Source organism: Leptospira bandrabouensis, assembly GCF_004770905.1.
In the GTDB taxonomy this organism is placed as follows: domain Bacteria; phylum Spirochaetota; class Leptospiria; order Leptospirales; family Leptospiraceae; genus Leptospira_A; species Leptospira_A bandrabouensis.
The window spans coordinates 66,797-87,973 of record NZ_RQHT01000014.1 but is presented as its reverse complement, the minus strand read 5'-3'; the positions used below and the strand labels follow the sequence as shown (position 1 = coordinate 87,973).

23 protein-coding genes are annotated in these 21,177 nt (G+C 38.3%); 10 read left to right on the top strand and 13 right to left on the bottom strand.

Annotated elements, in window-relative coordinates; translation table 11 throughout:
• Positions 1-40: 40 nt before the first annotated feature.
• Positions 41-964, top strand: a complete 924-nt coding sequence (locus tag EHR07_RS07555; protein WP_135744533.1) for a porin OmpL1 — start codon at positions 41-43, stop codon at positions 962-964.
• Between the two features lie 86 nt (positions 965-1,050).
• Here EHR07_RS07555 and EHR07_RS07550 read toward each other — a convergent pair whose 3' ends face one another.
• From EHR07_RS07550 to EHR07_RS07535, 4 genes are read right to left on the bottom strand one after another with little or no spacing between them, the layout of a single operon-like run.
• Complete coding sequence (locus EHR07_RS07550) at positions 1,051-1,347, bottom strand: 4a-hydroxytetrahydrobiopterin dehydratase (RefSeq protein WP_135744532.1); 297 nt, start codon at positions 1,345-1,347, stop codon at positions 1,051-1,053.
• Complete coding sequence (locus EHR07_RS07545; protein WP_135744531.1) at positions 1,344-2,231, bottom strand: DMT family transporter; 888 nt, start codon at positions 2,229-2,231, stop codon at positions 1,344-1,346. The genes EHR07_RS07550 and EHR07_RS07545 overlap by 4 nt, the downstream gene beginning before the upstream one ends.
• Positions 2,221-2,886, bottom strand: coding sequence for a uracil-DNA glycosylase (ung, locus tag EHR07_RS07540; RefSeq protein ID WP_135744530.1), 666 nt, complete (start codon positions 2,884-2,886; stop codon positions 2,221-2,223). The genes EHR07_RS07545 and ung overlap by 11 nt, the downstream gene beginning before the upstream one ends.
• Positions 2,867-4,081, bottom strand: coding sequence for a hypothetical protein (locus EHR07_RS07535; protein WP_135744529.1), 1,215 nt, complete (start codon positions 4,079-4,081; stop codon positions 2,867-2,869). The genes ung and EHR07_RS07535 overlap by 20 nt, the downstream gene beginning before the upstream one ends.
• A 44-nt stretch (positions 4,082-4,125) precedes the next feature.
• Between EHR07_RS07535 and EHR07_RS07530 the strand changes: the two genes are divergently transcribed.
• On the top strand, positions 4,126-5,040 hold the full coding sequence (locus tag EHR07_RS07530; RefSeq protein ID WP_135744528.1) for a DMT family transporter: 915 nt from the start codon (positions 4,126-4,128) through the stop codon (positions 5,038-5,040).
• 78 nt (positions 5,041-5,118) lie between these two features.
• On the opposite strand, the gene EHR07_RS07525 is transcribed toward EHR07_RS07530, so the two are convergent.
• Both EHR07_RS07525 and EHR07_RS07520 read right to left on the bottom strand, forming a co-directional pair.
• A complete protein-coding gene (locus EHR07_RS07525; RefSeq protein WP_135744527.1) occupies positions 5,119-6,177 on the bottom strand; it encodes an AI-2E family transporter in 1,059 nt (352 codons plus the stop codon).
• The gene (locus tag EHR07_RS07520) at positions 6,174-6,695 is read right to left on the bottom strand and encodes a cyclic nucleotide-binding domain-containing protein (protein ID WP_002975024.1); all 522 of its coding nucleotides are present in this window, start codon (positions 6,693-6,695) and stop codon (positions 6,174-6,176) included. The genes EHR07_RS07525 and EHR07_RS07520 overlap by 4 nt, the downstream gene beginning before the upstream one ends.
• Positions 6,696-6,754: 59 nt before the next feature.
• On the opposite strand from EHR07_RS07520, the gene bioD reads away from it, so the two are divergent.
• From bioD to serB, 7 genes are all read left to right on the top strand, one after another.
• Positions 6,755-7,447, top strand: a complete 693-nt coding sequence (gene bioD / locus EHR07_RS07515) for a dethiobiotin synthase (RefSeq protein WP_135744526.1) — start codon at positions 6,755-6,757, stop codon at positions 7,445-7,447.
• Entirely contained in the window at positions 7,437-8,759 is a 1,323-nt protein-coding gene (gene bioA / locus EHR07_RS07510) for an adenosylmethionine--8-amino-7-oxononanoate transaminase (RefSeq protein WP_135744525.1), read from the top strand. The genes bioD and bioA overlap by 11 nt, the downstream gene beginning before the upstream one ends.
• 63 nt (positions 8,760-8,822) lie before the next feature.
• A complete protein-coding gene (gene bioB, locus EHR07_RS07505) occupies positions 8,823-9,878 on the top strand; it encodes a biotin synthase BioB (RefSeq protein WP_135744524.1) in 1,056 nt (351 codons plus the stop codon).
• A 92-nt stretch (positions 9,879-9,970) separates the two neighbouring features.
• Positions 9,971-11,485: an MFS transporter gene (locus EHR07_RS07500; protein WP_135746219.1), complete on the top strand. Its 1,515-nt coding sequence runs from the start codon at positions 9,971-9,973 to the stop codon at positions 11,483-11,485.
• Positions 11,486-11,509: 24 nt separating this feature from the next.
• Complete coding sequence (locus EHR07_RS07495; RefSeq protein WP_002975048.1) at positions 11,510-11,689, top strand: hypothetical protein; 180 nt, start codon at positions 11,510-11,512, stop codon at positions 11,687-11,689.
• 19 nt (positions 11,690-11,708) lie between these two features.
• Positions 11,709-12,434, top strand: coding sequence for an SGNH/GDSL hydrolase family protein (locus EHR07_RS07490; protein ID WP_135744523.1), 726 nt, complete (start codon positions 11,709-11,711; stop codon positions 12,432-12,434).
• Positions 12,435-12,436: 2 nt separating this feature from the next.
• A complete protein-coding gene (gene serB, locus EHR07_RS07485; RefSeq protein WP_135744522.1) occupies positions 12,437-13,336 on the top strand; it encodes a phosphoserine phosphatase SerB in 900 nt (299 codons plus the stop codon).
• Here the strand turns inward: serB and mutS are convergent.
• The 5 genes from mutS to EHR07_RS07460 form a co-directional block, all read right to left on the bottom strand.
• The gene (gene mutS / locus EHR07_RS07480) at positions 13,307-15,829 is read right to left on the bottom strand and encodes a DNA mismatch repair protein MutS (protein ID WP_135744521.1); all 2,523 of its coding nucleotides are present in this window, start codon (positions 15,827-15,829) and stop codon (positions 13,307-13,309) included. The two genes, serB and mutS, sit on opposite strands and share 30 nt — an antisense overlap.
• Positions 15,813-16,445, bottom strand: coding sequence for a phosphoribosylanthranilate isomerase (locus tag EHR07_RS07475; RefSeq protein WP_135744520.1), 633 nt, complete (start codon positions 16,443-16,445; stop codon positions 15,813-15,815). Before EHR07_RS07475 ends, mutS begins: the two co-directional genes overlap by 17 nt.
• Positions 16,446-16,462: 17 nt before the next feature.
• On the bottom strand, positions 16,463-17,083 hold the full coding sequence (locus EHR07_RS07470; protein ID WP_135744519.1) for a TetR/AcrR family transcriptional regulator: 621 nt from the start codon (positions 17,081-17,083) through the stop codon (positions 16,463-16,465).
• 62 nt (positions 17,084-17,145) lie between these two features.
• The gene (locus EHR07_RS07465; protein ID WP_135744518.1) at positions 17,146-18,345 is read right to left on the bottom strand and encodes a folylpolyglutamate synthase/dihydrofolate synthase family protein; all 1,200 of its coding nucleotides are present in this window, start codon (positions 18,343-18,345) and stop codon (positions 17,146-17,148) included.
• Positions 18,346-18,388: 43 nt separating this feature from the next.
• Complete coding sequence (locus tag EHR07_RS07460) at positions 18,389-19,279, bottom strand: shikimate dehydrogenase family protein (protein WP_135744517.1); 891 nt, start codon at positions 19,277-19,279, stop codon at positions 18,389-18,391.
• 74 nt (positions 19,280-19,353) lie between these two features.
• Here EHR07_RS07460 and EHR07_RS07455 point away from each other — a divergent pair, with 74 nt between their 5' ends.
• Complete coding sequence (locus EHR07_RS07455) at positions 19,354-19,698, top strand: hypothetical protein (RefSeq protein WP_040917277.1); 345 nt, start codon at positions 19,354-19,356, stop codon at positions 19,696-19,698.
• On the opposite strand, the gene EHR07_RS07450 is transcribed toward EHR07_RS07455, so the two are convergent.
• Positions 19,603-20,445 (bottom strand): glycosyltransferase family 2 protein, encoded by an 843-nt coding sequence (locus tag EHR07_RS07450; RefSeq protein WP_135744516.1) that lies wholly within the window; start codon positions 20,443-20,445, stop codon positions 19,603-19,605. The two genes, EHR07_RS07455 and EHR07_RS07450, sit on opposite strands and share 96 nt — an antisense overlap.
• Positions 20,446-20,448: 3 nt before the next feature.
• Positions 20,449-21,153: a hypothetical protein gene (locus tag EHR07_RS07445; RefSeq protein WP_004785405.1), complete on the bottom strand. Its 705-nt coding sequence runs from the start codon at positions 21,151-21,153 to the stop codon at positions 20,449-20,451.
• Between the last annotated feature and the right edge of the window lie 24 nt (positions 21,154-21,177).

Genomic DNA, 21,177 nt, shown 5'->3' with positions numbered 1-21,177 from the left:
AAAAAAATTCAGGAAACACTCACTAAGGAGTAATCATCAAATGCTTAAATCTCTTCGCTTTGGAATGATGGGGTTCTTACTTTTGTGCTTAGCTGGCAGCTTAAGCGCACAATCCGGTCCTCGTTCGTATCTTATGATCGGTCTAGGTATGCAATTTGACCTAGCACAACTCGGCGGAACCATCACAAAAGATGGTCTCGATTCTCGCCTTCCAGTAACTAACAGCTCTGGCGCTTTGACTGGTGGACAACAAAAAGCTATTTATGCAGAAAACACTTTGCTCAGCTTAAAAAGATCTACTGGTGGAGTGATTGGTGGAAAAAACAGCGGAGCGATGACTGGTGGTAACATTAACGTAGGTTACGAAAAAGAAGGGATCTTTGGACTCAACAATCTCTTTTTCCGTATCAATGCAAACTATACTACTAAAATTGCAGGTGGTGATACTACTTCTACTGTGATGGGTTACAAATGGTTAGACCAAGAGTGGAATTATACTGCGGTAACAGTTCCTACTTACATTGGTGTTAAGTTATACAATGCAGCTAACGATACAGCTGTTTACATCGGTGGTGGTGTGAACTACTTTAAAGGTATGTGGAACGTTTCAGGAACTATCAACGCTCCTGGTTTAGAGTTAATGACTGCTGGACTAGGTTCTAATGGTTCTCCACTACTTGGTCGTGGGGGCGCTCTTTTGGGTGATGTTCCAAGTCCAGGTGTTGCAAAAGAAAATGCAAAATTTGGTGCTAGTGGATTCGGTTTCAACTGGATCGTAGGAGCGCAAACAAAAGTGACTGATAAAGGTCACCTTTTCTTCGAATTGGAAACTATCCTTTCTGCAGGAATGGGTGTTGCGGGTGTAACATCTGTTGGTGGTGCTAGTGCACTTGCTCCTTGGGCAGCTTACCCAGTAGTAGTGGGTGGACAAACTTACCGTGTAGGTTACAAAATCGAGATTTAATCAGTCTCACTGATTGGATCAAAAGCCGGTGTTGGAATTCCGACCCCGGCTTTTTTTATTTCATCACGGATCGATAGGATTTTTGTTTAGTCCATCAGCCTTGTAATGAAATCTTTATCTCTAGTGGTTAAAGAATTAGTTTCATGAGTGAATAGTTGCAATCGTAGTTTGTTGTATACATTCCAAATCTCTGCATGATGATTTATGGATTCAGAAACTAACGCTACTTTTGTGATAAATGAAAAGGCTTCTGTAAAATTATGGAATTCTTTTTCAAATTTTAAAATAGGGATTCCTTCTTTTGAGTCCAATTTCCAATCTTTTTGGAGAGTTAAGAGATTCTCAATTTCTTCATTGGATAGACTAGTAGGTTTCTCTCTCATGGTTTCCCCTTTCGTTTGTGAAATACGATCAAATACAATCCCGTTAGAATGATACCAGCACCAGCTAATTTTTGTTCGTCAAATGGTTCTTTCATGAATAATATACCAACAAACATTAAGAAGATGGGTTCAATGAGTAAAGTTGCATTAAGTTTACTTATAGGTAAATAATTATGCGCCTCAAAATAAAAAGCTCTACCTAAAAAATAACCGAGAAGTGAAAATAAACCAAGAGTCACTATAATAGAAATTTCAGGAACATGAAAACTCCCAATGTATAGTGAATAAACTAAGAAAAACAGACTCAAAAGAAATAGTCTTAAGTAAGCATATTCTAAACCCAAAATTTCAGGAATATATTTTTTAATCATATAACTTTGGATTGCGAAAAGAAAGGCACTGAGTAAAATACAGAAAGTAGATAAAAAATTAATTTGTCCTTCCAAAGTTGAAATCATATAAATTCCCAAAATGGCAATTGCGATTCCAAACACTTCTGTTTTACGTAATCTTTCTCCTAAGAAAAAAACTCCAAGTAATACATTGTAAAGAACAGTTGTTTTGATAAGGATGGCAGCGGGACCTAAATCGGTTTGTTTAAGAGCAAAGTAGTATAAAACGATTCCAATGGCATTGGAAATAGTTCCTAAAGTTAGAATAAAACCATCTCGTTTAATCGTTGTGGTTACTTTGAATCTTCTTCTTTTGGAAATTAAAAAATAGGGAGTCACTACCAAAAAAGAAAACCCAACTCCAAAAAAAGCGGCAATTTCTGGTTCTAATTGGTATTTCCTAAATATCTCTTTAAAACCAATTACCTCAAAGGCAAAGAATACCCCTGTCAGAAATACAAAGAAATATCCTTTTTTTTCGTTACCAGTCAATGGGTTTCTTCCCTTGTGTTAGTAAGTATTCGTTTGTTTTGGAAAAATGTTTATTTCCTAAAAATCCTCTATAGGCGGAAAGTGGGGAGGGGTGCGCCGATTTTAAAACCAAATGTTTGTTTGGTGGGATTAAAACTTCTTTTTTCTGAGCAAAAGATCCCCATAACAAAAATACAAGATTCGATTTTTTTTCTGCCAGGATTTTGATCGCAGCGTCTGTAAATTCTTCCCAACCTTTGTTTTGGTGAGATCCGGCTTTGTCTTTTTGTACAGTCAGAGTGGCATTGAGAAGAAGGACACCTTGGTTTGCCCAATGCGTTAAGTTTCCTGATTTTGGAATAGGTTTTTGTAAATCGTCTGCAATTTCTTTAAAGATATTTTGTAAGGATGGTGGGAAGGGAACTCCTTCGTTTACGGAAAAACAAAGACCATGTGCTTGCCCTGGGCCGTGGTAGGGATCTTGCCCAAGAATCACTACTTTCACTTGTTCAAAAGGACAAGAATCAAATGCATTGAAGATTAGTTTTGCCGGAGGATATACGGTAGAGGTTTTGTATTGTTCTCTTACCCATTCGCGTAAGTTAGAAAAATAAGGTTTTTCAAATTCATCTCTCAGGACTTCTTTCCATCCTGATTCAATTTGGACGTCTTTCAATTCTTCCCTCCGAGTGAAAGTATAATACTCGTAAGTCGATTCCTCCATGTGTGACATGGATGGTTTTTTTAGAAAAACTTCGAAGTTCTCTCATACAATCGCTCCATTTTTCTTCCGTGGGACAAAGAATAAAACCAATAAGTTTGGGATGATTTTTGGTGAGTTTTAAAAGTTCTTCTAATCGTTTTCCAATTTTGGAATAAAGCTTTTCTTCGGATTCAGTTCGTTCGTTTTTACGAAGTCCATACGGCGGATTCAAAGGTAAAAAATAATGAGAAAATTCTGCACTCCCTTCTGGTAAAACAGGGAAGGTTCTAAAAAAATCAGAAATACTATGATCCCAATGAGATACTTGGATTATCTTTCTCCAACGTTTAAACTCTTCTGACCAATAACTCTCTAAAGCTGGGTCTGTATCTTGGATGATAATGGGAGTAGATGTGATAGGTTTTGTGGATAGTTGTTCTTTTTGTTTCTTTTTGAAATGTTCGAATGATTTGTCTGGAAACAAATTTAGTTTAAAAAACAAAAAGTCTCTAGGTAGGGAAAGAAGAGAAATGTTCTCTTCTTGTAACGCCCATTCGGTGGCGAATGTCAAAGTTCCAGCAAATGGAATGTATAAACCGATTACATTTTTTTTGGGAACTAAAAAGATATCAAAACATTGTTGAATTAAAATTTGTGTTAAGTCTTCAGGGACTGGGGCACTGGTGGGAAAATTGGCTTTGATACCTCGTTTGTATCCAGGTTCTCCTAGTACTGATAGGGAAACGGTAATTTCATCTTCGAAATAACTAATATGTAAGTTTTCTTTAATTTCGTAAAACCTTGTGTTTGGATCAGAAAACAAAGGTTTTGCGATTGTCACAGCCTCTGTTAGAATTCTTTCCCATTCTTCTTCTCTAACTTCAGAAGACTGATCCCAGTCTTTGGTACGCCCAATCACAAGACGAATGTCTCTTAAGAATAGACCATGAAACAAAAGATAGGCGATTTGGTGGGAATTTGTATTTTCTAGTTTGATTTTTTCAGAAAAAATGCGTATATTGGGTTCCGGTTGGTTGGGTAGTGGGACCGATTGTAAAATATCTTTGATTTTTTCTCCAGACCAAGTGGCTGTTCCGGGTGGAAAATACACCTCCCAACTAAGGGCAGTTCCAGTTTGTGGTTTTCGGATTCTAAATTTCCAATTCATCTTTTCCTTGCTCTGAACCTTTCTTTCGAAACATTGTCTTCTATATGTCCAGGATCTTCACTCCAGAACTCTTTTTGGTGATTGCCGCCATTCTTTGGGGTGGAACCTTTGTGGTCATCAAACTTGCGCTGGATTCGGTGCCTCCCTTCCTATTTTTGGCCGTTCGGTTTTGGCTCGCAGGGATTGTCACTTTACTCCTCTATAGAAAAACTTTGTTTTCAAAAGCCAATCGAAGGTGGGATTATATTTTCCCTGCCTTTTTGGTCGCTTGTTCCGCCCTTTTGGGTTATGCTTTTCAAACCATTGGCCTTGTTTATACGACTGCCACGCAGTCTGGTTTTATGACCGGTGCTTATGTTGTCTTTGTACCCTTATTACAAATTGCCATAGAACGTCGGCTTCCCTCACTACGAACTTGGATCGCAGTTTTGATTGTCGTGGTTGGATTATTTTTGATTTCTCAAAATGGAAAATCGTATGAAGAAATTATAAACTCTAGTGGCTTCGGAATGGGAGATGGACTCACTCTGATCGGCGCATTTTTCTTTGCGATTTACATTATACTCATTGATATATTTAGTAAAAAAATTCCTGCCCAAATCTTAGTGTCCTTTGAGATTCTTTTGATTGCGATTGTATCCACTACTTTGTTTCCAGTGGAATCTATGTTTTTGAATCAAACCATTTCCATACAATTTGATTTAAAATTTTGGGTCGGAATCATTTATACTTCTATTTTCGCTACGATTTTTACAACACAAATCCAAACAAAATACCAAAAGGCAGTTCCTCCGGCAAGAGCAGGGTTACTCTATAGTTTGGAACCGGTGTTTTCTTTTTTTCTCGCCTATTTAGTGTTAGGAGAAAGGTTGGAGACAGTTGGTGCTATTGGTTCCGGCCTTACCCTTTTTGGAATTGTATTTTCTGAATTAGGTAAGTGGAATCAAAGAGAAGAATAACAAACCATAAACTGTTTTTGATATGGTTTGTTTAAAAATTTCGTAAAAGTATGTACTCCCAGAGTATACCATCTTCGTTTAAATGATTTGGTGTTCTTTGAGTGCATGGTAAAGAATTCCTATTGTTACTTTGAGAATGGACAAAACTGGGATTGCGAGTAACATTCCAAAGATCCCAAAAAAGTTTCCCCCGACGGCAATTCCAATGAGAATCGCAAGTGGATGGAGAGAAACCGCATTGGCAATCACTACCGGTTGTACGATGGCATTATCGACTAGTTGAGCTACCACCACAACAGAGGCAATCGATCCAATCGATGGAGACATCTCAGGGAAAAGAATGGAAAATAAAATGGGTGGAACCGCTCCGATTAGAGGTCCCAAATAAGGAATGGAATTGGCAACACCCAAAAAGACACCAAATAGAATAAAAAACTTAACTCCCACGATATAAAAACCAACCGAAGCAACGATCGCCATTATTCCGCATTGGATGACTAAACTTTTTAAGTAACTAGTAATCTGTTGGTTCATTCGATAAAAAACCATTAGAAACATTTCAAAAAAACGATTTGGTATAAAACTTATCATTGTTTTATAAATCAAATTCGCATCCAAAAGCAAAAAGAAACTAATGATAGGTATAATTATCATCCAACTTATAAAAGTGGGGATCATCACAATCATTTCTCTTAAAAACGATTCTAAATTACTTGTTGCCATCTTTGCCACTTCTTCTGGATTTATAATTTTTTTCCAGAGTTCTGGGTTTTTGGAGAGAACAGGTAGTTTATTAAAATCAAATAATTGAAAATTGGGATCATCCATTTTGGCTGACCATTCAGATACGATGGGTTGTGTCTTTTCAAAAAGGTTTGGTAAATAAAAAGCCAAAAACCAATAAGCAGCAAAGATCAAAATAGAAAAGATAATGATAATTGTAATGGCTCGATGGATTCCTCTTGATTCAAAATAGTCAACGATTCCGTGGAAGATATAAAAATGGATCCCTGAAATTAAGAGTGGAATTGCTAAGAATTTTACTCCTACAACTCCAATCAAAACGGTAAGTGCAATGAGTCCAAAAAATGCAGTTCTTAATATTAAGGATGAAATATTGAATTCTTTTGGATTCATTTGGTTTTATTTTTTTTACTTTTGAAGTAAGCAGCTTCGAGTGTATCGTTTGTTTTGCGAAGCCTGTCGGCGATGATGGATGCAAAACTTAATAGTAGATCGTTTCCTACCCTTGGTTTCGTTTCCAATAGTGTTTTTAGTTCAGGTTGAAAAAAACCAAGTAAAATAGAATCAACAAGAGCCACGGCAGTCGCAGATCTTGGAAAATCTTGGAATAAGGCAAGTTCTCCAAAAAAAGCGCCTTTTTCCAGTTCGGCGAGCTTTAAGGTAACACCTTCTCTTTCTGAGAAAATTTCCACCTTTCCTTGTAAGATAAGATACACTCCTGTTCCAGCTTGGCCTTGGTAAAAAATGGTTTCACCAGCATAATACTTCCGCTTGTGAATGAGTCTTGCTACTTCTCGTAATGTCCTGCGAGACATTCCTTCAAAGATAGCGGTTTCACGTAAAAAATGTGAAATTTCGGTAATCGGATTTTCGTCACGTTTGAGAATGGATTTCCAAAGGGGAAGTTGCATAAAGCCTCTACTATATAAATCGGATAGACGAGGGTAAGAATTGATAAAACTTGATCCGTATGGGCCAAGCTTTTTACGTTGCAGGGACAGGGACCGATGTAGGAAAAACTTTTTTCTCCTGCCTCTTTATGGCCAAATACGCAGAAACGTATGGGTTCCGTTATTGGAAACCCATCCAAACTGGGGCTCTGGGCACTGGTGATACAGAACTTGTGCAGAAAACCACCAGTCTACCGGATTCCTATTTTCTAAAACCAGTGTATGAATTTCAAACTCCTGCCAGTCCACATTATGCCTCCAAACAAGAAGGAAAAATTTTAGATCCCAAGTTCCTTCTCGCGGCACTTGCCAAACAAAGAAAAACCAATACCCTTGTCGAAGGGGCAGGTGGCGTTTTTGTTCCTTGGACCGATGACTACTTAACCATCAGAGGAATTGGAGAAAGTAACCTTCCCGTTGTGGTGATAGGATCCACTGAACTTGGTACTATCAATCATACCTTACTCACTTTGGATGCGCTTACCAGTCGCTTTGTGGCGGTTTTAGGATTTTATTTAGTGGGCCCAGAAAATTCCTTACAAACCGACAACGCTGAAACCATACAAAGATTAGGTGGTGCACCTTGTTTAGGTGTTACCAATTTTCCGGAACAAAAGTTATCACCGGCAGAATTTATTTCTTATGCAAACCAAGAGTTTGACACCAATCGAAATGTCATTGATACCTTACTCAATCCAGACGATGAAATTTAATCCTCTCCAAACTCATACATGGGTTCCCTTAACCATTCAAGAAGAAGGGGAATCTTTAATCGATATTGTAAAAGCCGAAGGGGAATTTGTTTTCGATTCCGAAGGGAACCAGTGGATTGATGCCATAGCCAGTTGGTGGACAATGATATTTGGTCATCGTCATCCTAAGTTAGTATCCGCACTTAAAACACAAATCGATGAACTAGATCATGTGATGCTTGCAGGTCATATCCATCCTGCGGCAGAAAATTTATCCAAATCTTTATTGGAACTTACTCATCTTGATTTCCATAAAGTATTCTATTCGGATAACGGATCGAATGCAATCGAAATTGCATTGAAACTCTCAATCCAATTTTATAGAAACCACCCAGACTTCAATCCAAGATCAGAGTTTCTCGTGTTTTCCAATTCCTATCACGGCGATAGTATTGGAGCCATGAATGTTTCAGGAAAAAATTATTTTAATCGAATTTTTTCTGAACTTAGATTTCCCACAAAAGAATTTCCTGCTCCCAATTGTATGAATTGCCCTTGGGGAAAAAATGTAAGTAGTTGTTCTACAGAATGTTTAAACGATTTAGAACTGAGTATCAAACAACAAGAATATGTGGGAATTGTCATTGAACCCTTGGTGTTTGGTGCCAATGGGATGTTATTTTATGATAAAAAAGTATTAATTAAACTTAGGGAACTTGCGACACAAACCAATACTCTTCTAATTTTTGATGAAGTATTTACAGGAATGGGAAGGTTAGGTGAGTTTTTTGCTTACCAAGTGGCAGGGGTGAAACCAGATCTTCTCGTGATGGCAAAAGGACTAACCGGGGGAATGTTACCCCTCGGTGCCACCTTAGTTTCTGAATTCATTTATCAACAATTTTTATCTAAAGATCCTTATCATGCATTCTTTCATGCACATACGATGACAGGAAACCCTTTGGCATGTAGCGTGGGTTATGCGTCAGTCAAACTTTTGCAGGAAGACGGTATGGATCTTGTCAAAAAACTCGAAAGTTCTTTGCAAAGACGAATAGAAACATTCCAGAAAAAATTAGGAAAACGAATCCAGAATGTCCGTGTGTTTGGTGGAATCTTTGCTTTTGAATACAAAGAAACTATTGCAGAAGATGAGTATTTGAATCCTATCGGGAAAAAAATCCGGGAAAAAATGAGAGAGTTTCGCGTTCTTTTGCGCCCACTGGGAAGAACGATTTATATCACACCACCATATACTATTTCCGAGAAATCCCTCGATCAAATTTTTTTGGCAATGGAAGAGACCCTTCTTAGTTTTGTAGATTCAGATTGAGACTAAATATACGAAGAGATTTTCTTCGTTTACACAGGTTGGCGTCGAAAAGAATCTGTTCCCATGATTGCAGAAATCCAAGAAAAAACTGTTTCCACCACACCTTCCTTAATTACGGAAATGGAAGCCCTTGAAATCCTAGAAGGAAAAGTTCCTTTGCTTTCGGTTGTCGCTCGTGCCGCCGAAGAAAGAAATCGTTATTACACCAATCGTGTTCGCATTCATATATTAGATAATATCAAAAATGGTTATTGCCCTGAGGACTGCGGATACTGCGCCCAAAGAAAGGGTGGAGATTCAGGAATTCAAGAGTATTCACTCAAGTCTCCTGAAGAAATTTGGGAAGATGCCAAACGTGCCAAAGAAAATGGAGCTTACCGCTTTTGTATGGTAACTTCTGGCCGTGGACCAACAGATAAGGCTGTTGATAAACTTGCTGAGACTATCTCCAAAATCAATGGGGAACTGGGAATGAAGGTGTGTTTGTCAGCAGGGATCTTGGATGCAAAAAAAGCTCGGACCTTAAAAGATGCGGGCCTTGACCGATACAATCATAATCTCAACACATCCGAATCCAAATACAATGAAATCTGTTCCACTCATACCTTTAAAGACCGACTAACAACACTTGAGGCGGCAAGAGAAGCTGACATCGGGCTTTGTTCGGGGATCATTGTGGGTATGGGAGAAGAACTCAAAGATTTGGTACAAGTTGCTTTTGAACTCAAACGACTTGGTGTGATATCTATCCCTGTTAATTTCTTTATTCCTATCAAAGGCCATGCCATCCAGAAGTCATCACTTACTCCAGAATTTTGTATTCGTGTATTGTCTATGTTTCGATTGGTCAATCCAGATTCAGAAATTCGAATTGGTGCGGGAAGAGAAGGTCATTTAGGTTCTTTACAATCCATGGCTCTTTTTGTAGCCAACTCATTGTTTGCTGAAGGATACTTAAATGTAAAAGGCAGTGAAATGGCCCAAACGATGAACTTAATTCGTGATTGTTCTATGGTTCCTGAATTTACAGAAGGGGTACCAGAAGGATGGGAAGAATACGAGTCACAGTTCCTTTACGACGAGAAAAATTTTCCAGAACTCTATAAACATAAAAAGTAGTTTGCCTTTTTTACTTTTGGCGGTAGTATGCTCCTACTTTACTGCCTCAAGTGAAAAATATGCGAAAACCTTCTTTACCATTTCGAAAACAGATGAGTTATGCGATCGGCCAATTGGGTTGGTCCACTCTCATCAATATCATTGGTCTTCACCAAGTTTATTTTTATCTTCCCCCCGCACCGAAACCAGGACAGGAATGTTTCCCTGATCTAATAGAAAAGTTGGCCTTCTGGGGGCTATCCACCATTGGAGTTGTCGCAGCAGTTGGTCGTTTGTGGGATGCTTTTACCGATCCTATCATTGCTAATTCCTCAGACCGGTTTAGTTCCCGATTTGGACGTCGGATTCCCTTTCTTTTTCTAGGTGGAGTGCCTTCAGCCGTCTTTTGTTGGCTCATTTTTGTACCTCCACACAACTTTATCTCTTCTACCAACTTGGTTTGGATGACCGGATGTATGTTGTTATTTTATTTATTTTTAACAGTGTATGTCACACCTTTCTTTGCTCTCATTCCAGAGCTTGGCCATACTCCGGAAGAGAGGTTGAATCTTTCTACCTATATTTCTGTGACATACGCATTGGGGATCATTGTGGCATCCACCGAGCCCATGATAGCAGGTGTTTTAAAATCCTCTTTTGTTTTTGATGCTGATAGTGCCGTTCAAACCTTGGTATCTCGTCAGTATGCTTTGGGAATCCTTTGTATGTTTGCGGCGATCTGTATGTATTTTCCTGTATTTTCGATTCATGAAAAAACCTATTGTGAATCAGAAGCTTCTAGTGTTCCTTTCAAAGAAGCGCTTTTTCTTACATTCAAAAATAAGAATTTTCTATACTTCGCTTTGTCCGATCTCTGTTATTTTTTAGCTCTTACCATTCTCACCACAGGAATCTCTTATTATGTAACCGTACTTTTGGAATTGGAACGAGAATTTGTCACACAACTTCTCACTGTGATGTTACTGGTTTCGTTTGCTTTTTATCCTGTGGTCAACTGGATCGCAAGAAGGATCGGAAAGAAAAAAACCGTACTCGCTGGATTTTATATTTTTCTAATCCTCTTTCTTTCTATATATTTTGTTGGGAAAAATTCATTGCCATTATCACCACATATCCAAGGTTATTTGATTGTTGCCATTGCAGCCGTTCCCATCGCGATTCTTGGAATCTTACCGAATGCCATCCTTGCCGATATTGCTGAACTTGATTCGTTAAAAACTGGTTCAAAACGTGAAGGTTTGTTTTATGCGGGAAGAACTTTTATGCAAAAGTTGGGACAAACGCTAGCGGTTCTTATTTTTAGTTCCGTCATCCTTTTAGGACTGGATCGTGAAACAAAGAAAAATGTGACACCAAATGTAACAGGGATTCTTGCGCCTTCTGTAGCAGATCCTAAATTAGAATTGAAAAAAAATTCAGAAGGAGAGGCAAAAATAAGTATGGAATCTACCATTTGTAAAGTCGAAGAAGTAGAAGCGGGAGGGGAGCTTGGTGTTCGTTTGACCGGTCCTCTTGCCTCAGCATTCTGTCTACTCGCCATCTTCCTCTTTGGAAAATACAAGGAAGATGAAACTTTAGAAGAGATTGCAAAGATACGTGGTAATTAAATCCTGGTTTTTGGAGCTATTCAGATGAGATATCGCATTGAGACAACCAAGTTAAAGAACGGGTATATCGAAGCCAAACTCATCGAGACAACCACAAATAACCCGATTGAATTTCGGATTTGTGACACGGAAGAATATGCGCAGGCCCAAATCAAAGATTGGCAAAAGCGCTTCCGAATGAATGAACCGCAAGAACAGGATTAAATTCTTCCTCCGATGGGGCATGGCTTTTGCCCTTGTTTTGAGTGTTGCCGACTGTAAATCTTCCTCAAAACGTGATTATTTCGATACCAGTTTTCAATGTTTTGCAGAGCCTGGGTGGCGAGACGACTCAAACTTTAAAAAGTATATAGAGAAAGCTTGGCTCCCCACACGGCTGTTATATGCCGAAGACAATTTAAAAATCAAAAAATCAGATATTGTTTTTACTGGTGATAGTTTGGTTCATTTGTTTTTACCAGACTTGATGGCCAAAGAATTTCCCGGCCAATCCGTTACCAATCGTGGGATTGGTGGTGATATGACAGAGACTCTTCTTACTCGCATTGAAGAAGATGTCCTTGTCCTTCGTCCAGAAAAGCTAGTCATTGAAATTGGTGGAAATGATTTTATCCAAGGTAAATGCCTTAGTCTCGTACAAAACAATCTCCTTGCTATCATTCATAAAATCCACTCTCGGAATCGAAACACAAAGATATTTCTGATTGCTGTGCCGCCAACGCGAGTGAAGGAACTGAACCAAATTGTTCCTGTTTTTAATTTGTTTTTAAACCAAGTGGCAAGAACTACATCTAATGTGGAATATATCGAAGTTTGGGATAAAATGCGTAAAACCGATTCTCCTACACTAAGTGATGAATTCATACGCCCTAATGGGGATAGTCTTCATTTTAATGAAAAAGGATATGAACTCTGGGGTAAAAAACTAAGACCCTATCTACAAAAGTAAAAATGCATTCACTCCTACTGATTTCTCGTTCTCCCATCACTGATTCTATTCTTTCTGAAACTTTCACCAATTTAAAGTTTGGTGGTTCCGCTTCCCAATTAAATTCAAGTAATCCAAATGTAATTCGATCGGAGAAGTTTGGATTACACTGTGTGCGAATCTTAGTAAATGATTTGTTCGATCGAGAAATAATTTTGACGATTCGAAAGAAATTAGCCGAACACCAAATTGATTTTTTATTTCTTAAAACGTTGTTACCAAAAGATAAAGAGTCTCTTTTTGTTTTTGATATGGATTCCACAGTCATCAAAGAAGAGGTTATTGACGAGTTGGCAAGAAAACACGGCGTGTATGAAGCCGTGGCCACTGTCACCAAACAAGCGATGGAAGGTGGAATGGGATTTGACGAAGCACTTCGCTTACGAGTCAAACACCTGGCAGGTCTTTCCAAAGAAAGTTTTCGCGAAGTATATGATCTATTAACACTAAATGATGGAATGGAAAAAGTATTTCAATTTGTTCCAACAAATGGATCAAAACTCGGAATCCTCAGTGGTGGGTTTACTCCTGTATTGAAACTATTTTCCGAAAAATATCCCGTGGATTTTTATAGAGCCAATGGATTGGAAGAAGTAAATGGAACCTTTACAGGGGAAATTTTTGGTGAGATCATCAACCGAGAAAAAAAAGAAATTTATCTAAAACAATATGCAAAAGAACTATCAATTCCTTTAGAACAGGTTGTTGCTGTTGGTGATGGGGCAAACGACGCCCTCATGCTCATTGCCGCAGGAATTGGAATTGGAATTCACGCGAAACAAGGGTTAAAAGATCAAATCACCAACTGGATTGATTTTACCGATCTATCCGCTTTAGTTTTTCTCTTTGAGAATTCTTTTTAATTCATCCAAAATCGTCAACGCTTCCATAGGTGGAATTTGATTGGGATCGATTTGTTTTAATCTTTTTATGACCTTTTCTTCGTTAGGTGACATGTTGGAAGTATTGTTATCCATGAGACCCGCAAACAAACTCGGTTCTTCGTTTTTAATTTTAATTTCTCGTTTTTTAGATTCAAGTCCCGAAAGAATTTCTTTGGCACGATCAGAAACGATTTCTGGAATCCCTGCAAGTTTTGCTACATAGATTCCAAAGGATTGTTTTGATTTTCCACGTTTGACTTTTTTAAGAAAAAGGATCTCTCCTTCTTTTTCAAAGGTATCCAAATACAAATTAAAGATTCCATTTCCTTTTTCTAGTTCTGTCAACTCATGGTAGTGGGTCGCAAATATGGTTTTTGGTTTGGGAAACTTGGCAGATAAAAATTCCAAAATGGCCCAAGCAATCGATAAACCATCGTAAGTGGAAGTCCCACGACCAACTTCATCAAATAAGATGAGGCTATTCTCCGAAAACTGATTTAAGATGGTGGCTGTCTCTTTCATCTCTACAAAAAAAGTAGATTCACCCTTCGTTAGGTTGTCACCAGAACCAATTCGAGTAAAAATTCGATCCACTACAGCAAGGGAGGCTTTTTTAGCGGGAACATAAGATCCCATTTGAAATAGGATTTGGTTAATCGCAATTTGGCGCATAAACGTAGATTTACCGGCCATATTGGGACCAGTTAACACAGCTATGGCGTTTTCACTCGGATTCAGCTCTAAACTATTGGGTACAAAACGTTCGCCAATGGGTAAAAAAGTTTCTACAACGGGATGGCGAGATTCGGAATAGTTTAAAATTCCATCGTTACGAATCTCAGGCCTAATCCATTGGTATTCTTCTTTGGTTTCTGTGAGAGAAAGATGATAATCCAAAGAAGCAATTTCGTTGGATAAAGTTAAAAATTCCTCGTAAAGTGAAATACAGTGCGCAACTAATTCTTCGAATTTTTCTTTTTCAATCCTTTCGATGATTTCATCTGCTTGGAGGATGGCTCGTTCTAGTTCTTCTAATTCGGGAGAAGTGAACCTTTCTCCGGTAACTAGTGTTTGTTTTTTTAAAAAATGTTTGGGAACTTCTTTTGCTTGGGCTTTGGAGATTTCAATAAAGTAGCCAAGGATTTTGTTGTAACGAATCTTAAGTGAGGAAATGTTTGAAGCTTTTTTTTCCTTCTCTTCCAATTCCAAAATCCAATCTTTTCCTTTTTCGCGAGCAAGGATGGCATCATCATATTCTTGATTAAACCCGGATTTTAAGAACGGAGAGTTGCCGAGAAATACCGGAAGTTCTCCGTCATAAAGGGTATCCATAAACAGTTTTGATAGGGCATTTAGTTCTTTGGGAAGTTTGGAAAAATCATAACCAATTCCGTCTAGAATCGATTTGATATTCGATGTGGATTCTAAACTTTTTTCGATACCACGAAAGTCACGAGGCAGAGCTTTCCCCACGCGAAACCTTGTGAGGACCCTTTCTAAATCAATCAAATTACCTAACAAATCTTTTATTTTTTGTCTTTCTTTTTTATTGGAAGAAAGAATTTCTATTTTATCCCAATGGGCTTTGATTTTGTTTTCATCTCTTGTCGGAAATAAAATTCTCTGTTTGAGATACCTTTTTCCCGTGGCAGTGATACAACGATTTAAAACCCCAAACAAAGTATGGTTTTTATCATTTGGATTTTCAACGAGTTCTAAATGAGAAACGGTTTGTTCGTCCAAAACCAGATATTCGTTTTCATCAATTCGTCTAGGGGACTTAAAAACAAAGTTTTGTTTGCGATAGTTATACTGAAGATAGGCGTCGAGTACATGGACAACCGTATCAATTCCAGCTCCTTTCTTTTTGGGAAGATAATCGAGGGGGATTTTCGAGAGAATGATTTTAGATTCTTTTGCTAAGGGTGGAACTTCTTCTGTATAAATGATTTCTTTAGGAGAAAATCGTTTGATCGTATCGTTAATTCTTTCTGTTTCCTTTTCTGAAAAAAAGAAATACAAAAGTTCTGAAGTGGAAACGTCAGCAAACGCTAAGTAAACGGAAGTTTTTTCCCGGTAATACAAGGATAAATAATTGTTTTGGTATCCGCCGAGAAGGTTATCTTCCACCACAGTTCCCGGTGTGATGATACGAACCACTTCTCTCGACATGATTTTGGCTTTGGGATCGTCGGGTTTTGTTTGTTCACAAACAACTACTTTTTTCCCCGCAGCGATCAACCTTGATATATAACTTTCCGTGGCATGATACGGGATCCCTGCCATCGGAATTTGGTTTTGGCGTTTGGTGAGGGTGATGTCTAAAATCTGTGCGGCAATTTTAGCATCTTCTAAAAACATTTCATAAAAATCACCCATACGAAAGAATACAATCCCATCCGGGTGTTGTTCCTTCACCTCCATGTACTGGCGCATGACAGGAGTGTTCAATGCTTCATAGTGTTCGGACATTTTGTACCAAAGTTTTTATTTTATTAGGATCTTTTTTCCCGTCGGTTTCCACTCCACTGGCCACATCGATCCCATAAGGATGAACGGTTTCTAATGCAGTTTTAACATTGTCTGGAGTGATCCCACCAGCGAGTAAAAAAGGTCGTTTTACGGATGTTATATATTCCCAAGGGAAAGTATGTCCTGTCCCACCACCTAAATTTTTTTGATAACTATCTAAAATCACTAAACTAGATTTTGGTTCCAGGTCTTCATCACTTGTGACCTTGGTTTGGATCCTGATGGCAGGTAATAACCTTTTTGTTTCTGTAAATTCATCCCAAATTTGTGGCGAAATCAATTGGTCTCCTCGGATGAGTTGGATGAGGTCCGGTTGGAAACGTTCTGTGAGTGTTTTGATTTCTGTCAGATTGTTTTCAAAAAATAAAAATACAAGTTTTGGGAATCCGGATTTTTGTCTGATGCGGAGAAGTTCCTCGGCAGTTTGAGGTGTGATGGCACGAGGAGAACGTGGAGAAAAGTTGAGCCCAACAAAATCGACCTGGAGATCCACACAAAGTTCCAATGTGGCCAGGTCTTTGATTCCACAGATTTTGATTTTGTATCTGGTTCCCATTTGGAAACCAGATTGAATCAACTCAGATCAGAGGCAATCGATCCTTTGTACCCAAAGTGCAAAAATTTAAGGAAACTATCCTGATACACCAACATATCCTGTTTGGAAATTCCTTGGCGAACCATCTGCACAAAGATATTGAGAAAAAAAGAAAGAATATTGCGGACAACAAACTCACTCACTTCCCCTTTGTAACTCGGATTTTTTTCTTTAAAACTACTATACTGGTCAAAATTGATTTTGGTGAGACGAGTGAGAACCGTATCTGGAAATTCTTCTAAATGAGAACCTTGGGATTTGGTTAAAAGTAAAATAAAATCATCACGATTGGCATCCACATAATCAAGAGCAATATGAAATCTCTCTTGCCATGCCTCATAACTGTCGTTAAATCTTTTTTCAAAGTAATCAGGATGAGATACATAAGCAAAAGCTTTTTCCATTCCCGAAAGTACCGGCTGCAGTATCTCTGTTAGAAGGTGTTCTTTGTTTTCAAAGTAATTGTAGATATTACTCGTGGAAACCTTTGCCTTTTTGGCAATGGTTCTCATACTAGCTTTCTCAAAACCGAGTTGGATGAATTCCTCTCGAGCCGCTTGTAAGATTTCTTTTCGTGTATGTTCTTTTGGCGTTTGCATGGTTCTGAACAATGTTTCCTAAAAGAACAATGTCGTTCAGGATTCATTTGTAAAGTTTAATTTTACATGTTTGTTGTATTTTGTATTAATTTTGCCACAATTCCATAGAGCCGAAAACTTCCTAACACCAATACCGGAAATCTGCCTTGAAATAGAGGAGATAAATCTTCTTCTCTCTGGATTCTCTGGGTCACCGACTTAAGTGATTCCGGTAGGGTTGGGAAGGTTCCAAAACCGCTTCCTTCCCATAAAACCAGAGATTGGAGGGGAAGTTCCAACAATTGCGAAAGTATCCCTTCTTGGTCTTTGTCGGGGAGGCTACCGAGAAGCAAGGAAAAAGAAGGATGTGTTTTGGCAAACTCTGCTGTTGTCATAGCGATGGCGTCCGGGTTATGGGCCGGATCAAAAACAATTTTGGGAGAGTTTTTTAACACTTCCATGCGGCCCCGAGGTTTTGCTACAGATTCGAAGGTTATCGAATTTAGTTTTGGAGTTAGGTCGGGATAAAGACAGCTGAGTGCTGCTTGGGAAAAAAGAAAGTTTGTTTCTAAATACGTGGGTTTTCTTTCAAGGGGGAGGATTTGCGTTTTAGTTTTTCCTTTGGGAAAATTTTGAATGAGAGTTCTTAAGGAATCTTCTTCGGGATCCATCACCAAAAGATTTCGACAAGTGTCTGTTAGGATTCCTAGTTTCTCCAAACAAATTTTTTCCTTGGTATTTCCTAAAATTTCAGAATGATCCAAACCAATTTTAGTAAGTATAACATGGTCGGCATACAAGAGTTTTGTGGCGTCAAGTCTTCCTCCAAGTCCTGCTTCCCAAATTTCGAAATCTGTATTTTCTTTTGCAAAATAGAGATAAGAAAAAATGGTTAAAAATTCAAAATAGGAAAGTGATTTAAATTTTTCTAAATCAGGAAGGATTGTATTCTTAAAAAACGAATTTACTACCTCTTCTTTAGGAACCTGAGGTTTTCCATCTACAAAGATTTGAAATCGTTCTAGTGGTGTCAAAAGGTGGGGGGAAGTGTAAAGTCCAGTTTTGTATCCAAGAATGGACAAAAGTGATGCAAGGTAATGGGAAGTAGATCCTTTTCCATTGGTTCCAACCACACTGATACGAATTGGTTTCTTTAACTTGTGTTTAGATTGCACATATAAAAAAAGTTCAGAGAGTCCATCTAAAGAATAGTTTTTAAAAACATTGAAGTTCCTTGTTTTTTCTATGTTTTGTAAACTATGTAAAAAATCTAAAAACAACATATAGAGTTTTTTTTGTAATCCTTCCTTAAATGTGGGAATCGATTTAATTACGATTTTTTAATTGTTTGAGAAGGAGTGATTCTACCTTCCTTATCCATTTCTGTTTTGTTTGAATATTTGTAAATAGTTCAAATTGTCGAATCCCTTGGTAGAGTAACATATGGTAACCAGGAATGATCTCTGCTTTTTTTTTCTTTGCCTGTTTGACTAAATCGGTTTCTAAAGGATTGTAAACAATGTCGAATAACGTGTGTTTCTTGGTAAAAAAGTCGGAGTTTAGAATTGGTTTTCCACCAAATCCTTTCATACCAACAGGAGTTGTATGGATGACAAGGTCATAGTTTTCCGCTTCTTCTAAAGATTTTTCATTGGTAGTAACGCCAAGCCATTCTGGATTTCCTAAAGAATTGAGAATCTCTTTGGTTGCAAATTCATTTCTTGCAAGGATTTTGACCTTTCTTTGGATCTTTCCCAGCTTCGCCTTTTTTTGGAGCGATTCTGCGATGGAAAATATAATTCCTTTGGCACTTCCCCCACTCCCGAGAACTAAAATTTGTTTTTCCTGATTGGGATCTAAAAGATCGGGATTGGCTTCGAGAATGGACCTGACGGCACCCGTTCCATCTGTATTCACAGCCTCAATCCCTTCGCGAAAGAGTAGGGTGTTGGATGAACCCATCGTTTGGGAAGCCTTACAAACAATGTTCGCTTGTGAATACGCCCATTCTTTGAAAGGTATGGTTACAGATACTCCCCGGACACCTAATTCGAGTAAGGGACGAAGACCGATCTCGTTCCATCGTTTGTTTTCGAAAACCAAATACACTCCATCATATCCAGAGAGTTGGAAGAGTGTGTTGTGAATCCAAGGGGAAAGGGTATGGCCTAAGGGATATCCCAAGATGCCAAATAGTTCAGTGTGTTTTGAATACAAGGAAAACCTCTTTTTTTATCTTATGGACTAAACTATGGCTTACCGAAAATAGGTAATAGACAGGTACAAGATCAATGATTTCATTACCGCTTGCCGCACCATCAGAACCGTGGACCATTCTAGTAGATATTTTATTCTTTTTTCTCGCATCCGCAGCCTGTGCCTATTATTTTTATTATTATAAACGTAAAGACTTACTCGGAAAATTTTGGGGATCTACATTCGTTGCAGGGATTGGTGCCTTAATCGTTTTTGCAACCTTCCAAACTTACATTCGCGACATCATCATGTGGCTCATGTCACCCAAAATTGGATCCACTCAATTATCCAACGTGAACTTGGTTGCTATCTTTCTTGGTGGATTTACGGCTCTTTACATCATGAACCGAATCAACCATAACAAAGAAAGAAGAGATTGAATTCGACTTTTCATATAACTTTAAATACTTGAGAAAGTTATAATAAAATCCTAGAAGTGCCAAAACAAATCCTTGTTTCCCATCTAGGATTCCCAGCCGAATCCAATACATATAAAATCCTTTAAAACAACCTTTCAAAAAAGCCCAAAGTACTGAACTCGATTTTCCTTTTCGGAATTCTTCCTCAGCAAAAAGACTAGAATAGCGATCAATAAACTTTAAATGATCGGAAATGTTTTTATAGGAATAATGATAGAGTGGATTTTTTAGTTTGATTGGTTTTCCGATGAGTTTCACTCTTTCGTGCACCAAACCACCGCTAAACTCGCCAGCCGTTTTTTTAAACAAACGAATTTGGTAATTAGGGTAGTATCCACCAAATCGGATCCACTTACCCAAATAATAGGTCAACCGGGGAATTAGGAATCCTTCCGATTGTAATTTATTTTTTGTAAATAATTCTGTGATTTCTGCTTTTAATCCGTTGGATACCACTTCATCGGCATCGACTGCAAGTACCCAATCGTATTTAGTTTGTGCAATGGCAAAGTTTTTTTGATCCGCATAATTTACGAACTTACGATAGAATACACGTGCACCTAAAGATTTTGCTATCTCAACAGTTTTGTCAGTAGAACCAGAATCAATGACTACGATATCTTCAATAAAGGAAAGGGCAACGAGAGTGCGAGATATATTATCCTCTTCGTTCTGGGTAATGATGGCACAGGATAAAGGAAGAGGCATAAATTAAATTTGGTTTGGGTCGCGGACAGAAATGAATTTATCAGAGAGAGGAATTTCTAAACGAGCGATGGTAGAGTCTTCTCCGATGATGATACGAAAGAAATTGGGATCGATACCTTCCCCTTTTAACATAATGAGAATGAGGGCAAGTCCAAGACCTGCACCTTCTGTTGTATCCGCATTGTCCATATAGAACTGAGCGATATCATCATACACCATTCCCTTTTCCAATCGTTCACGGATGGCTTTTTCTTCTTCTTTGGCAATGGGTGTGTTGTTGATGACTTCGATGGTGATTCCATCGTCATTGAATTTAAAATTAATTAAGCAGTAGTATCCCTTCTTTTTGGCTTTCATTCCAAATTCATTGGACATTTCTTCCGAAAACATCTCTCGGTATTCTCTGACCCCTCTTGCATATTCAGAAGGATTTAACATACTGTAGCCACGTTCTTCAAAAAACACACGTTTTTGGTTGGCCTTACAAGCATTGATTGCTAATTCTTTGATGATGGTGTAAAGAGTGGGGACGAGGGTAGGATAAGTAAGGCGATCTAGGATGAGGCCTACCGCTTCCTTGATATGTTCCTCCACAGATTTGGAAACCCGGTGCGTTTTTAGCGAGAGAATTTTCCCATTTTCGATGTGTAATTTGATGTGATCAGAAATCTCGCTTGTTTCCTTTCCCATACCCGAAATCTTTTCCATTCTAGTCCTTACTGTCAAGGTAAC

What these genes read in the sequence shown, in the direction of transcription:
- EHR07_RS07555 (WP_135744533.1), top strand. Translation starts at nt 41, where the DNA reads ATGCTTAAATCTCTTCGCTTTGGAATGATGGGGTTCTTACTTTTGTGC.
- EHR07_RS07550 (WP_135744532.1), bottom strand. Translation starts at nt 1,347, where the DNA reads ATGAGAGAGAAACCTACTAGTCTATCCAATGAAGAAATTGAGAATCTC.
- EHR07_RS07535 (WP_135744529.1), bottom strand. Translation starts at nt 4,081, where the DNA reads ATGAATTGGAAATTTAGAATCCGAAAACCACAAACTGGAACTGCCCTT.
- EHR07_RS07530 (WP_135744528.1), top strand. Translation starts at nt 4,126, where the DNA reads ATGTCCAGGATCTTCACTCCAGAACTCTTTTTGGTGATTGCCGCCATT.
- EHR07_RS07525 (WP_135744527.1), bottom strand. Translation starts at nt 6,177, where the DNA reads ATGAATCCAAAAGAATTCAATATTTCATCCTTAATATTAAGAACTGCA.
- EHR07_RS07520 (WP_002975024.1), bottom strand. Translation starts at nt 6,695, where the DNA reads ATGCAACTTCCCCTTTGGAAATCCATTCTCAAACGTGACGAAAATCCG.
- bioD (WP_135744526.1), top strand. Translation starts at nt 6,755, where the DNA reads ATGGGCCAAGCTTTTTACGTTGCAGGGACAGGGACCGATGTAGGAAAA.
- bioA (WP_135744525.1), top strand. Translation starts at nt 7,437, where the DNA reads ATGAAATTTAATCCTCTCCAAACTCATACATGGGTTCCCTTAACCATT.
- bioB (WP_135744524.1), top strand. Translation starts at nt 8,823, where the DNA reads ATGATTGCAGAAATCCAAGAAAAAACTGTTTCCACCACACCTTCCTTA.
- EHR07_RS07500 (WP_135746219.1), top strand. Translation starts at nt 9,971, where the DNA reads ATGAGTTATGCGATCGGCCAATTGGGTTGGTCCACTCTCATCAATATC.
- EHR07_RS07495 (WP_002975048.1), top strand. Translation starts at nt 11,510, where the DNA reads ATGAGATATCGCATTGAGACAACCAAGTTAAAGAACGGGTATATCGAA.
- EHR07_RS07490 (WP_135744523.1), top strand. Translation starts at nt 11,709, where the DNA reads ATGGCTTTTGCCCTTGTTTTGAGTGTTGCCGACTGTAAATCTTCCTCA.
- serB (WP_135744522.1), top strand. Translation starts at nt 12,437, where the DNA reads ATGCATTCACTCCTACTGATTTCTCGTTCTCCCATCACTGATTCTATT.
- mutS (WP_135744521.1), bottom strand. Translation starts at nt 15,829, where the DNA reads ATGTCCGAACACTATGAAGCATTGAACACTCCTGTCATGCGCCAGTAC.
- EHR07_RS07475 (WP_135744520.1), bottom strand. Translation starts at nt 16,445, where the DNA reads ATGGGAACCAGATACAAAATCAAAATCTGTGGAATCAAAGACCTGGCC.
- EHR07_RS07470 (WP_135744519.1), bottom strand. Translation starts at nt 17,083, where the DNA reads ATGCAAACGCCAAAAGAACATACACGAAAAGAAATCTTACAAGCGGCT.
- EHR07_RS07465 (WP_135744518.1), bottom strand. Translation starts at nt 18,345, where the DNA reads ATGTTGTTTTTAGATTTTTTACATAGTTTACAAAACATAGAAAAAACA.
- EHR07_RS07455 (WP_040917277.1), top strand. Translation starts at nt 19,354, where the DNA reads ATGATTTCATTACCGCTTGCCGCACCATCAGAACCGTGGACCATTCTA.
- EHR07_RS07450 (WP_135744516.1), bottom strand. Translation starts at nt 20,445, where the DNA reads ATGCCTCTTCCTTTATCCTGTGCCATCATTACCCAGAACGAAGAGGAT.
- EHR07_RS07445 (WP_004785405.1), bottom strand. Translation starts at nt 21,153, where the DNA reads ATGGAAAAGATTTCGGGTATGGGAAAGGAAACAAGCGAGATTTCTGAT.